Origin of the sequence: Rhizobium sp. SYY.PMSO, assembly GCF_046840415.1 — a bacterium.
Classification (GTDB): domain Bacteria; phylum Pseudomonadota; class Alphaproteobacteria; order Rhizobiales; family Rhizobiaceae; genus Rhizobium.
This window is the reverse complement of record NZ_CP177350.1, coordinates 1,727,324-1,739,850: the sequence shown is the minus strand read 5'-3', so window position 1 is coordinate 1,739,850 and position 12,527 is coordinate 1,727,324. Positions and strand designations below refer to the sequence as shown.

The following is a 12,527-nucleotide window of genomic DNA, read 5'->3' as shown; positions in this document are numbered from 1 at the left end:
GATTGTCGAAGCAGATACTGAAGCTCGTGCAGAGCGCGGACATGCGCAAGTCGAAATCCGACAAGCTGATTGCCAGCTATATCGAGCGCAACATCGCCGAACTTCCCTTCGAGACGGCGAAATCCATAGCAGCCAGGCTCGAGATTTCGCAGATGACCGTCGGCCGCTATCTGCGGCGGCTTGGCTTCGACGGCCTCGATGAGCTGAAGGCGGCGCTGCGCCGTGGCAGCCGTTCCAATCCGGCCTGGCAGATCAAGGGGTCCATGGACCGCTTCCAGGAGGATTTGCGCGATGGCAAATTCCTTGCCGGCCTTTTGCAGCAGCAGGTCGACAATCTCGGCATGATTTACGAGCTGACGACGGCGCCGCAATGGCAGCAGACCATCGATGCGTTGATTTCAGCCAGCGAGGTCTATGTCGCCGCCTATCAGAATGTGCGGGGCATCGCGCAATATTTCGCCGCCCAGCTCTCCTATACCCGACCGCGGGTCGCCTTCATGGATGGCCTGAACGGCACCTATTCCGAACTGCTCGACGGTTCCGTCGACGGCCGCGTCTTGTTTCTTCACGATGTGCGGCGCTTCGCGTCCAAAGCCCGGCCATTGGCCGAGGAGGCGCGTCGCGCCGGCGTCAAGGTCATCCTGCTGACGGACGAGTTCTGCCCCTGGGCGGAGGAGGTATCGGATATCTCGCTCGTCATACCCGGCTCGCACGGCCCGCTTTGGGACGGTGCCGCGACGATGACCGCGGTCATGGACCTTCTTCTGAGCAATATGATCGTCCTTCTGCGTGGCAAGGTGGACGAGCGCGTCGAGCTTCTGACACGATTGCAGGATGTCTTCGGCGATTTCGAAAGCTGAGCCGAGGCGGCTGGGCTTCATCAAGCGCTGTCGAGGGCGGCCGCGAGGTCGGCGATGAGATCGTCCGGATGTTCGATGCCGATCGACAGGCGGATCGTGGATTCCAGCACGCCGATGCGGTGGCGGACGTCCATGGGAACGCCGGAATGCGTCGTTGTTGCGGGATGGGAGGCGAGCGATTCCGTGCCGCCGAGGCTGACGGCGAGCTTGAAGAGCTGCAGCGCGTTCAGGAACTTGAACGATGCCGGCTGTCCGCCTTTGATATCGAAAGAGAAGGTGGAGCCTGCGCCGCTGCACTGGGCGGCGAAGGTGCGGCCCGTTGGTGAGTTCGGGTCCGTGTAGGGCAGATAGTGAATCTGCTCGACCTTCGGGTGATCGCGCAGGAAATCGGCCACCGCCCGGGCGTTGCTGTTTGCCCGCTCCATGCGGAGCTGCAGCGTTTCCAGCGAGCGGCCGAGCATCCAGCAGGAATGCGGGTCGAGCTGCGTGCCGATCGCGCCGCGCAACGCCTTGACCTGCCTGACGACGGCTTTCGAGCCGAGTGCGGCGCCTGCGATCAGATCGGAATGGCCGCCGACATATTTGGTCAGCGAATAAAGCGAGATATCCGCCCCATGCTCGATCGGCCGCTGGAAGATCGGGCCGAGCAGGGTATTGTCGCATGCGATGATCGGCGTATGGCCCTGCTTCCTGCCGATCGCGTCGGCAACGCGGCGGATCATGGCGATATCGACCAGGCTGTTCGTCGGATTGGCCGGGGTTTCCACGAAAATGACCGATACGCGGCCTTTTGCCATCGCCTCCTCGGCGCTGGACATCACCGAGACCTCGTTGACGCCGTCGGCAAATCCGACGGCGGATACGCCCATATTGAGGAATGTCTTGGCGATGAGCGTTTCCGTGCCGCCATAGAGCGGCTGGGAATGCAGGATCGTATCGCCCGGGCGCACGAAAGTCAGAAGGGTGGTGGCGATCGCCGACATGCCCGAGGAGAACAGCGCGCCGCTTTCCGTCCTTTCGTAGACGGCAAGACGGTCCTCGACGATTTCGCTGTTGGGATGGTTGAAGCGCGAGTAGACGAGGCCGACGCCCCGGCCTGCAGGGGGCTCGTTGCGGCCGGATATGTAATTGAAGAAATCGCGCCCGTCCTCGGCCGACTTGAAGACGAAGGTGGAGGTGAGGAAAACCGGAGGCTTGACCGCGCCCTCGGACAGCTCCGGGTCGTAGCCGTAATTCAGCATCTGGGTTTCAGGATGCAGGGCGTGGTTGCCGATATGGGTTTTTGAGGGATGCGGCGCAGTCATGACGGTCTCCTCAGCCGACGACACGAATTTCACGATCGTATCATATCATCACTTGAGGGGACTGGCCCGCCATAGTCTTCGGCGGAAGACGGGCCCGCACGGGCGAGCCCGTCCCGTCGACTACGTCAGTAGATTTCCGGAACGTACATTTCCGGCGGTACGGGCGTGCGGTGGTAATCCTCGTGGCGGAGGCGCTCCGGCAGGATGATTTCCGGCTTCGGCACGGTCTCGTAGGGAATCTGGTTCAAAAGATGGGCGATGCAGTTGAGGCGCGCCTTCTTCTTGTCGACCGCCTGAACCACCCACCACGGCGCTTCCGGAATGTGGGTGCGCTCCAGCATCTCTTCCTTGGCCTTGGTGTATTCCTCCCAGTGGACGCGGCTCTGCAGGTCCATCGGCGACAGCTTCCACTGCTTCAACGGGTCCTGAATGCGCATGTTGAAGCGGAATTCCTGCTCTTCATCGGTGATGGAGAACCAGTATTTGAGCAGGATGATGCCGGAGCGAACCAGCATGCGCTCGAAATCCGGCACGGAACGGAAGAATTCTTCCAGCTCTTCGGGCGAGCAGAAGCCCATGACGCGCTCCACACCGGCGCGGTTGTACCAGCTGCGGTCGAACAGCACCATTTCGCCCGCGGTCGGCAGATGGGCGGTGTAGCGCTGGAAATACCATTGATGCCGCTCGCGCTCGGTCGGCGCAGGCAGGGCGACGACGCGGCAGACGCGCGGGTTGAGGCGTTGCGTCACGCGCTTGATGGCGCCGCCCTTGCCGGCGGAATCGCGGCCCTCGAACAAGACGACGACCTTGAGCTTTTTGTATTGCACCCAGTCCTGCAGGCGGACGAGTTCGTGCTGAAGGCGGAAGAGCTCGCGGAAGTAGAGCTTGCGCTCGAGCGACGGTCCGGCAGTCTCGATCATGCCTTCGGCGACCAACTCGTCCAGCCGATCCTCTTCGAGCTGCATCTCCAGCTCTTCGTCGAAGCTGTCGACGATCTCGGCCTTGATGCGGTTGAGCGGATCCTGGGTATCATCGGTCATTATGCGCCTCCTGCTCTGTTTTCCATGTTGATGCTGTGGTGTTCGACCACAGAGACCGGCACCGCCGTTCGAACATGCGCCGGCTATGGCTTCGGCTTACTCGGCGGTCCAGCCGCCGTCGACGGAAAGTGTCGTGCCGGTAATCTGCTTGGCGGCGTCGCCGCACAGGAAAACGGCGATGGCGGCGACCTCGTCGACGGTCACGAATTCCTTCGTCGGCTGGGCGGCAAGCAGTACGTCGTGCTTGACCTGCTCTTCCGTCATGTTGCGGGCCCTCATGGTCTCTGGGATCTGCTTTTCGACCAGCGGCGTCCAGACATAGCCGGGCGCGATGGAGTTGACGGTGACGCCGTCGCGCGCGGCTTCGAGAGCGATGGTCTTGGTCAGGCCGGTAATGCCATGCTTGGCCGAGACATAGGCCGACTTGAACGGCGAGGCGACGAGCGCATGCGCCGAGGAAGTGTTGATGATGCGGCCCCATTTGCGCGCCTTCATGCCGGGAATGGCGGCCTTGATGGCATAGAAGGCGGCGAGAAGGTTGATGCGGATGATCGCTTCCCACTTGTCGTCGGGGAATTCCTCGATCGGGGCGACGAACTGGATGCCGGCGTTGTTGACCAGGACATCGAGGCTGCCGAAAGCGCCCTCGGCTTCACGCACCATCGCGGTGACTTCCTCGCCATTCATCATGTTGGCGCCGGAGTAGCGGCACTTCACGCCGAAATCGGCTTCGATGGCGGTCCGTTCCTTTTCGATCGCATCGGCATCGCCAAGGCCGTTGATGGTGACATTCGCACCCTCGGCGGCGAAGGCGCGCGCAATCGCAAGCCCGATACCGCTCGTGGAACCGGTGACCAGCGCATTCTTCGAAGTCAACGAACCCATTCTGCTACTCCCGCAATCCCTATGGTATGGTTGAATAAAGGAAAATGCCGATAAGGGCGCACACTGCCAGCCTCATATGTCGCTTTGATAACAGTGCCTGTGTGGCCTTCCGCCGCTCCGCGCTGGCACCCCACACTTCCACCTGACACTTCATTGTCATGCAAGCGTGCAAGTTTCCGCTCCGGCACCCGGCGATTTCCTCCAACGACGGACAATACGATGAAGGTCGAAGACATTCTCAAGCATGCCTATGCGATGCCGCTGACCAATCCTTCCTATCCCCCCGGCCCCTACAGGTTCTTCGATCGCGAATACATCATCATCACCTACCGCACGACCCGCGAAGCCCTGGAGGCCGTGGTGCCCGAGCCGCTCGAAATCGACGAGCCGCTGGTGAAATACGAATTCATCCGCATGCCGGATTCCACAGGCTTCGGCGACTACACCGAGACCGGACAGGTCATCCCGGTCAGCTATCGCGACCAGCGCGGCGGCTATGTCCATTCCATGTACCTGGACGACGATGCGCCGATCACCGGCGGCCGCGAGATCTGGGGCTTTCCCAAAAAGCTCGCCAATCCGAAGATCGTCAACGAAGGCGAGGTCATCGTCGGCACGCTGCATTACGGCAGCGTTCTCTGCGCCACGGGCACGATGGGCTACAAGCACAAGCCGGTCGAGCAGGCGCCGCTTCTGGCCGCCCTGTCCGAACCCAATTTCCTGATCAAGATCGTGCCGCATGTCGACGCCAGCCCACGCATCTGCGAACTGGTGCGCTACTACCTGACCGATATCGCCATCAAGGAGGCCTGGACCTCTCCCGCTGCCCTGGATCTCAGGCCGCACGTCATGGCCGATGTCGCGCGGCTGCCGGTTCTCGACGTGGTCTCGGCCGTTCATTTCACCGCCGACCTGACGCTCGGGCTGGGCGAAGTCGTTCACGACTACCTCGCCGAGCGCAGGTAATCGAAAGCCTTATCGTTAACCTTGCTGGAGACGGATCGTGCTCGAACGAAATACCAAGGCCGCAGCGCCGACCATCCCGGAAATCGCCGCTCAATATGATCGGGTTGCCCTCGTATTCCAGGGTGGCGGCGCGCTCGGCGCCTATCAGGCCGGCGTCTACCAGGCGCTTGCCGAAACGGGATGCGAGCCGACGTGGCTTTCGGGCGTCTCGATCGGCGCGGTCAACGCCGCCATCATCGCCGGTAACGATCCGGGCAGGCGCCTGCAGCGTCTGGAGCAGTTCTGGCAGATCATCTCCGGCCGCAAGATCTGGGCCTATACGCCGGAAGGCGATTTCTTCCGCGATATCCGCAACCGTACCAGCTCGTGGATGACCATGACGATGGGCCAGCCCGGCTTCTTCAAGCCGCGCTTTCCCAATCCATGGTTCGAGCTGCCGGGCGCCGAGGGTGCGACCAGTTTCTACGATTCCGCCGAGCTGAAGAAGACGCTGGAGATGCTGATCGACTTCGATGTGCTGAACGACGGCAAGAAGCGCTTCAGCGTCGGCGCGGTGAATGTCCGCACCGGCAACTTCGTCTATTTCGACACCGATAATATCCGCATCGGCCCCGAGCACATCATGGCAAGCGGCGCCCTGCCTCCGGCCCTGCCGTCGATCCGCATCGAAGGCGAATATTACTGGGACGGCGGCATCGTCTCCAACACGCCGCTGCAATATCTGCTCGATCAGGAAGAAGACCGCAGCTCGCTTGTGTTCCAGGTGGATCTGTTCAGCGCCCGTGGCGTGCTGCCGCGCAGCATGCCCGACGTCCTCTCCCGCCACAAGGACATCATGTATTCGAGCCGCACGCGGCAGAATACCGACAATTTCAAGCGCATTCACGGACTGAAGATGAAATTGCTGGGCGCGCTGAAGCGTGTTCCCAAGGAGCAGCTGACACCCGAAGAGGAAGAGCTGATCACGGACTATTCCGACGCCGGAGTCGTCAACATCGTGCACCTGATCTATCAGCACAAGAACTATGAAGGCCATGCCAAGGACTACGAGTTCTCAGGCACCTCGATGCGCGAGCACTGGGATATGGGGCTGGAGGACACCAAGCGCACGCTGCGTCACACCGAATGGCTGCTGCCGCCCTTCACCGACGATGCCGTCGCCATTCACGACCTGCACCGCGAAGATCCGGTCTGAGGCCGCAGGCGGGTTCCGGCGGCCCTTGCGTCTCTTGTGCGATGAGAGGGCGGCTTCTCAAGCGACCGATCGATATCAGCCCTGCTTGAGCCAATGTGGGCGGACTGCCTGTTGGCGCGGTTGCCGCACATTCAGGTGCCGCATCCGCGCCGGCTTGCTCAACGGGCCTTGTAGCTGACCGAGAGCTTCGCGGTTGCCAGGGCAGCCTGAGCAAGCTGCGCGCCGTTGAAATCGAGAGTGTCGACCGTCAACGGCTTGTCGAAGGCAAGGTCGAGCGTGAAGAAGCCGGTCGGGTGAGGCAGGTCCTGCACGAAGCGCAGCAGCGCCTTCTTCGATTCCGCATCGATCCGGCTGTCGGGCAGGGCCTGCAGCGCCGCTACCGCCGTATCGCGCAGCTGGCCGATGCCCTGGGCGGGGTCGTCCGAGCCCGTCATCTGCTGGATGAACGCGGCGAGCGACGGCACGGCCATGCCCTCGAACAGACCCAGATTATCGAGGCGGAAGCGCAAACGGGACAGGCCGATGGACCCGTCCTGCGCCAGCCTGGAAATGTCGGCATCTTTCGGAAGACTCAGCTCGGCCGAGAGCGAGACTTTGCCGAGGCGCAAATTGGTGAGCTCCAGCTCCTGAATGTCCAGATAGCCGTCCTTGCGATCGAAACGGAAGGAGCCGGACATATCCATCGGCCATTGCTGAACGGTCGCGATATAGTTGGCGAAGGCATTGTCCATCATCGGCGTGAAGCGCGCGCCCTCGACGGAGATCCGGCCCCAGCTGGGCAGGCGATCGGGCTTGCTCGATATGGATTTGAGGAAGTCGACCAAGCCGTCCCCCTTGAATTCGGCACGATCGAAGGTCCACGCCATTCTGCCATCGGATTTGAAAATCGCGTTCGAGACGGCGCAGCCGTCATGCAGCTGGGAAATGGCAAAGCCATCGGCATGCTGAAGGACGGCGCTGCCCTCGACAAGGTCGGCACATGGCGTTCCGGCTGCGGCGGCGGACAGGGGAGCGAAGGACACGAGCAGCGGCAGGAGGAGAGAGAAACGCATCTTTTTCAGGACTACCTGTTTGAGTCGATTGGCAAATACGAGCCGCGCCATGTTTGTGGCTGCGCCGCGCATGTCAAGGTTTGACTCTCCCGTAATCGGCTTGTCGGCGTTACATTCCGGCGAGGCGGCGGCTTTCCCTCCGCAAACGCGTCAAACCAAAAAGATAGAGCGGTTCCGCGATTTCATGAAAACTGAGCCATTCTAGGCTTTAGCGCCGGCCTTGTCGGTGGCGCGGATCAGGTCGGCGGCCTTCTCGGCCAGGCAATAGGTTGCCGCGACCGTGTTGGCCGAAACGATGCTCGGCATGATGGAGGCATCGACGACGCGCAGGCCGTCCACGCCATGCACCCGCATGGTCGCGGGATCGACGACGGCACGGTCGCCGTGCCCCATCGCGCAGGTGCCGACCGGATGAAACAGCGTGCCGACGCGCTCTCGAATGAAGGCGTCGAGGGCGCCGTCGCTTTCGACATCCGGGCCTGGGTCGATCTCGGCCTCGAGATGCGGCGCAAAGGGAGCTTGGGCGGTAATCTTCCGCGCCAGCCGAATACCCTTGCGCAGCGCTTCCATGGTGCTGTCGCCGCGAAAGAAATTATAGAGGATCGTGGGCTTGTCGCCGGGGTCGGCGCTCTTCAGGGCGACGCGGCCGATGCTGCCCGGCCGGAGCTGGCAGACGTGCATCAGGAAGCCATGTCCGGTAAAGCCCGAGGCGGCCTGCGTGTTGGCTCGGCCGGTGCAGAAGAAGAGCTGGATATCGGGCCGGTCGCTTGTCGGGTCGGTCGAAATAAATCCGCCGCCTTCGCCCGTGGTCGAGGAAAACAGCCCGCGCCTGTTGAAGATCCAGTTGAGCACATGACCGGCATTGCGCGGCAGGGCTCGCCAGGAGATGCCATAGGGCGCGATGGACTTGGCGCGATATTCGATCGTGACGTCGAGATGATCCTGAAGGTTTTCGCCCACGCCCGGCAGGTCGGCAACGACCGCGATGCCGTGGCGCGCGAGGTCTTTGGCATTGCCGACGCCCGACAGCATGAGCAGGTGCGGCGATACGAACGAGCCCGCCGAGAGAATGATTTCGCGGGCGTCGAGCGTTCCGCTTCGTCCATCCCTTCGGAAGGCGATGCCGGTCGCTTTGCGACCGTCGAACACGATGCGCGTGACCTCGGTCTCGCTCATCACCGTGAGATTGGGCCGATGTCGTACGGGGTCGAGATAAGCGCCCTCGGCCGTGACGCGCTCGCCGTTCTTCTGGGTAAAGGTGTAGAGGCCGACGCCGTTCTGGCGCACGCCGTTGAAATCCGCATTCAAGGCATGGCCGGCCTGCTGCGCGGCGTCCAGGAACACCTCCGCCATCGGGTTGACGCTGCGCAGCGGCGCAACGTTCAGCGGCCCGTTCGTGCCGTGATAGGCCGGGTCGATCTGCTTTTCGAGCGGTTTGCCGCCGAAGCGGATGTGCCTGGCCGAGCCGGGTTCCGCCAGAATCTCGAACCGCTCCAGCTTGCGGAAATAGGGCAGCAGATCGTCGTAACCCCAGCCGGGATTCCCGAGGTCGCGCCAATGGTCGAAATCCTCGCGCTGGCCGCGCATGAAGATCTGGCCGTTGACATTCGTCGAGCCTCCGGTTCCCTTGCCGCGCGGCAAGGCTATGGAGCGGCCCTGCAGGCCCGGCTCCGGCTCGGTCTCGAACCAGGACATGAATTTCGGGCCGCCGAGAAAGGCGAGCGCCGGCGCCATGAAAGTGACCATGGCCAGCGGAATGCGCACGATGGCCTTGCGGGCGTTGCGATCCATGCCGGCTTCGACCAGGCACACGCGCTTGGCCGGATCTTCGCTCAGGCGATTTGCCAGCACACAGCCGGCCGCACCGCCACCGACGATGATGTAGTCGAATTCGGGCAAGGCTCAGATATCCTGAATCTGCGGCAGGATCACGAGATCGCGGATGGTGACGTTGGCCGGCCGCGTCAGCATGAAGAGCACCGCGTCGGCGACGTCCTCCGATCGCAGACCCTCGCGTGCCTCGACCTTGGCATCGATGGCGGCAGGGTCGGTATAACCCCAGAGCTCGTTCAGCACGACGCCGGGCGCCACGGAGCCGACGCGGATATTTTGCTTCATGGTTTGCCGCCGCAGCCCATGCACGAAAGCCTGGATCGCATGTTTGGATGCCGAATAGATCGGCTCCCAATGAATGGCCTGATGTCCCGCAACGGAGGACGTCACGACGATCTGGCCGCCGCCTCGAGCAATCATGCCCGGCAGTACGGCGCGGGCCAGCCGGAAGACCGAATTGACATTGATGGCAATGAGCTCGTCCCAGGCGTCGGGATCGCCTTCGGCGACATCGCCGGGAATGTAGAGGCCGGCGTTGGGCAGCAGAATATCGATCCGGCCGAAGCGCTGTATCGTGGCATCGACGACGCTTTTGACCGTGCCCGGCTCGGTGAGATCTGCCGGCAATACCAGCACGTCGCCGCCTGTCTTCCCGGCTACCGCCTTCAGCCTTTCGGCGGAACGGCCGACGAGTGCCAACTTCACACCCTCTTCGGCGAGAGCCAATGCGGTCGCGCGCCCGATGCCGGAGCTTGCCCCCGTGACCAGTGCGACCTTGCCTGCAAGTTTCTGTCCCAAGATGTCCTCCCCGTCGGCGGATCCTTGGAAAGCCTCCGCCAACAAGGAGCCTAGGTAGGCCGCTTCTACCCGTCAATAAAAAATCTCTTCCCACGTAAATTTCACGGCCGAGGCGTCGGTATACCGGCTGTGGCGCACAAGCGAGGAGGATGTGTCTCCGCGCGTCCGTCCGTCCGGCTCCTTTTCCGGAAAGCATTGATTTGGCCTGCAAGGGTTATTGAAAGCGCATCAGATCTGCGCGGTGTCGCTGGAATGCGACGGTGCCGACCAAACGCATGTTACAAACCGTTAATACAACGTTTCTTCACCTTTCTTTCGATCCGGAGTTAGCTATCTAGCGTTGGCCATGCCGCATGACGCGGCTGAAGCCGCCGGTGGATGGTGAAAGCCCGGCAGGGTGAGAGTGATGGGATGGGGTTGGTAGATTGGGCATTGCGCGGCATGCTCGACATGAACTGTCGACGCAGGGCGCGGTCCCGCAAGGGACATTATGAACCGTGGGCCGTGCATGCCGTGGATAGTTTTGAGCGCGAAATGCTGGCTTTCTACAGGCGCTCGCAGTTCAGGGTCATTCAAACGGCCGCATGACGGGCACCGGCCCCGATCGGCCATCCTGAGTGCGGCCGCGCAGGTACTGGCCAAGGAAGGCGCGCGTCGCCGAAAGGGCGGATGTCAGCGTCGGCTCCGTCTATCAATATTTTCCCAACAAGGCGTCTATTCTCTTCCGTCTCCAGAGTGACGAATGGCGGCAGACGTCCGATCTGCTGCACGACATCCTTCAAGACGGGGCGAAGCCGCCATTGGAACGGCTGCGGACGCTGGTTCTGGCGTTCCTCCGCTCCGAATGCGAAGAGGCCGCCATGCGCGTCGCGCTCAGCGACGCGGCGCCGCTTTACCGCGACGCGCCCGCGGCGCAGGAGATAAAGTCATCCGGGGACCGGGTCCTGCATATGTTCATGCGCGAGGTCCTGCCGGGGGGCAGCGAGCCAACCGTCGCCCTGGCAACGGACCTGGTCACGGCCACGCTTGGTGCAGTAGGAAAGCAGTTTTCGGAAAGTCCGCGAACGACGCAGGAAATCGAAACCTATGGAGAGGCCATGGCGGACATGCTCTGCGCCTATCTCGAAAACCTCCGGCTTCGCTGAAAGGCATGTATCGGCTGCTTGGTCGTCCGCCAGTTGACTCATATCCAGCCAGCGCCTATTGAAAGGCCAGCCAGTCCCGCTGGCCGTAAGCGTTTGACGTCAAGCAACGCACTCAACGATCCTCGTCGGTCGGAGTGCGTTTTTTTATGCCTTCGCCATCGAGGAAAGCCTTGGAGACCATCATGGCTTTTCAATCGACACCTGATCCGGCGCGCGGCCGGCTTTTGCTGCTCAGCGCCATTCTCTTCATTTCCTATCTTTGTGTCGGCATGTCGTTTCCCATCGTGCCGATCTATGTGACCGAGCAGTTGAAGCTCGGCAACGTCTGGGCCGGGCTCGGCGTCGGCATCGCCTTTCTCGCAACCATTCTGACGCGCGGCTATGCCGGCGGCCTTTCGGATCATCGCGGTCCCAAGCTCGCGGTCGTCCGCGGGCTGGTGTTTTACATCGCCGGTGCCACGATATCGCTGGTCGCCGGTCTGTTCGCCGGCGCATCGGTGCCGTCATTTCTCCTTCTGCTTGCGGGGCGCCTCTTTCTTGGCCTGGGCGAAAGCCTGGTCGCCGTCGGCGTGATCGCATGGGGCATAGGCGTCGTCGGTCCCGCGCGTTCGGGCAGGGTGCTTGCCCTGGTCGGGGCCGCGATCTATGGCGCGCTTGCGGTCGGCGGCCCCATTGGGCTGGCATTGTTCGACCGGTTCGGCTTTGCCGGCGCGATGAGCATCAGTGCCGCTCTCCCCTGCCTCGGCTTGCTGGCGATCTTGCGCATCCCCGGTGTCGCTCCTCATCCCGGCGCGGAGCGGCCGCCGCTATGGAGCGTCATCAACCGGATATGGCTGCATGGCTCCATCGTTTGCCTTCAGGGCATAGGCTTTGCCGCAATCGGCGCCTTTTTCACGCTTTACTTCCACGACCGCGGCTGGGGTTATGCCGGGCTGGGCCTGACCGCCTTCGGCGGCGGGTTCGTGCTGGTGCGCGTGCTCTTCGGTCATTTGCCGGATCGTATCGGCGGCCTGCAGGTCGCGGCCATGTCGCTTGCCGTCGAGGCGATCGGTCAATTCCTGATCTGGAATGCAAACGATCCGGTTTTGGCCCTGGTCGGTGCATTCCTGACCGGGCTCGGATGCTCGATGATCTTTCCGGCCATGGGCCGGGAGGTCGTTCGCCTGGTGGAGCCGCATCTGCGTGGAACGGCGCTCGGCGGCTTTTCGGCCTTTCAGGATCTGGCCTACGGGCTGACCGGACCCCTGGCCGGCTTGCTCGCCGACAAGGCGGGTTACGGCAGCGTGTTCCTGGCGGGGACCATCACGGCGGTCGTCGGGCTTTTGATCGCGCTTTCGCTTCGCAGGATGCGTGCCGCCGCGTTCGGCTGAAGGCACAATGGTCCTCCGCCCCGCGGGGGACCGGCCAGCCGTGCTCCGATCCGCGCCGATAACGCTTGGCGCTGCAAGC

The 12,527-nt window shown here is 62.5% G+C and carries 10 protein-coding genes and 1 pseudogene; 5 read left to right on the top strand and 6 right to left on the bottom strand.

All coding sequences use genetic code 11. The features are described 5' to 3' along the window. Positions 1-2 precede the first annotated feature (2 nt). The gene (locus tag ACJJVH_RS26240) at positions 3-860 is read left to right on the top strand and encodes a MurR/RpiR family transcriptional regulator (RefSeq protein ID WP_112798874.1); all 858 of its coding nucleotides are present in this window, start codon (positions 3-5) and stop codon (positions 858-860) included. 20 nt (positions 861-880) lie between these two features. Here ACJJVH_RS26240 and ACJJVH_RS26235 read toward each other — a convergent pair whose 3' ends face one another. The 3 genes from ACJJVH_RS26235 to ACJJVH_RS26225 form a co-directional block, all read right to left on the bottom strand. Further along, the gene (locus tag ACJJVH_RS26235; RefSeq protein ID WP_412065545.1) at positions 881-2,164 is read right to left on the bottom strand and encodes a cystathionine gamma-synthase family protein; all 1,284 of its coding nucleotides are present in this window, start codon (positions 2,162-2,164) and stop codon (positions 881-883) included. A 125-nt stretch (positions 2,165-2,289) separates the two neighbouring features. Continuing rightward, the gene (gene ppk2, locus ACJJVH_RS26230; RefSeq protein WP_412065544.1) at positions 2,290-3,204 is read right to left on the bottom strand and encodes a polyphosphate kinase 2; all 915 of its coding nucleotides are present in this window, start codon (positions 3,202-3,204) and stop codon (positions 2,290-2,292) included. Positions 3,205-3,300: 96 nt separating this feature from the next. After that, entirely contained in the window at positions 3,301-4,089 is a 789-nt protein-coding gene (locus ACJJVH_RS26225) for a 3-hydroxybutyrate dehydrogenase (RefSeq protein ID WP_412065543.1), read from the bottom strand. Positions 4,090-4,308: 219 nt separating this feature from the next. Between ACJJVH_RS26225 and ACJJVH_RS26220 the strand changes: the two genes are divergently transcribed. Beyond that, positions 4,309-5,055: an acetoacetate decarboxylase gene (locus tag ACJJVH_RS26220; protein ID WP_412065542.1), complete on the top strand. Its 747-nt coding sequence runs from the start codon at positions 4,309-4,311 to the stop codon at positions 5,053-5,055. A 37-nt stretch (positions 5,056-5,092) separates the two neighbouring features. Next, on the top strand, positions 5,093-6,250 hold the full coding sequence (locus ACJJVH_RS26215) for a patatin-like phospholipase family protein (RefSeq protein ID WP_412065541.1): 1,158 nt from the start codon (positions 5,093-5,095) through the stop codon (positions 6,248-6,250). A 158-nt stretch (positions 6,251-6,408) separates the two neighbouring features. On the opposite strand, the gene ACJJVH_RS26210 is transcribed toward ACJJVH_RS26215, so the two are convergent. The 3 genes from ACJJVH_RS26210 to ACJJVH_RS26200 form a co-directional block, all read right to left on the bottom strand. Continuing rightward, positions 6,409-7,302 (bottom strand): hypothetical protein, encoded by an 894-nt coding sequence (locus ACJJVH_RS26210; RefSeq protein ID WP_412065540.1) that lies wholly within the window; start codon positions 7,300-7,302, stop codon positions 6,409-6,411. A 201-nt stretch (positions 7,303-7,503) separates the two neighbouring features. Continuing rightward, complete coding sequence (locus tag ACJJVH_RS26205; protein ID WP_113357267.1) at positions 7,504-9,201, bottom strand: GMC family oxidoreductase N-terminal domain-containing protein; 1,698 nt, start codon at positions 9,199-9,201, stop codon at positions 7,504-7,506. A 3-nt stretch (positions 9,202-9,204) separates the two neighbouring features. Next, positions 9,205-9,933: an SDR family oxidoreductase gene (locus ACJJVH_RS26200; protein WP_412065539.1), complete on the bottom strand. Its 729-nt coding sequence runs from the start codon at positions 9,931-9,933 to the stop codon at positions 9,205-9,207. Between the two features lie 604 nt (positions 9,934-10,537). Between ACJJVH_RS26200 and ACJJVH_RS26195 the strand changes: the two are divergent. Both ACJJVH_RS26195 and ACJJVH_RS26190 read left to right on the top strand, forming a co-directional pair. Next, positions 10,538-11,078: pseudogene (locus tag ACJJVH_RS26195) on the top strand (TetR family transcriptional regulator); the annotation flags it as partial. A 182-nt stretch (positions 11,079-11,260) separates the two neighbouring features. Further along, positions 11,261-12,448 (top strand): arabinose transporter, encoded by a 1,188-nt coding sequence (locus ACJJVH_RS26190; RefSeq protein ID WP_113404534.1) that lies wholly within the window; start codon positions 11,261-11,263, stop codon positions 12,446-12,448. Positions 12,449-12,527: the final 79 nt, after the last annotated feature.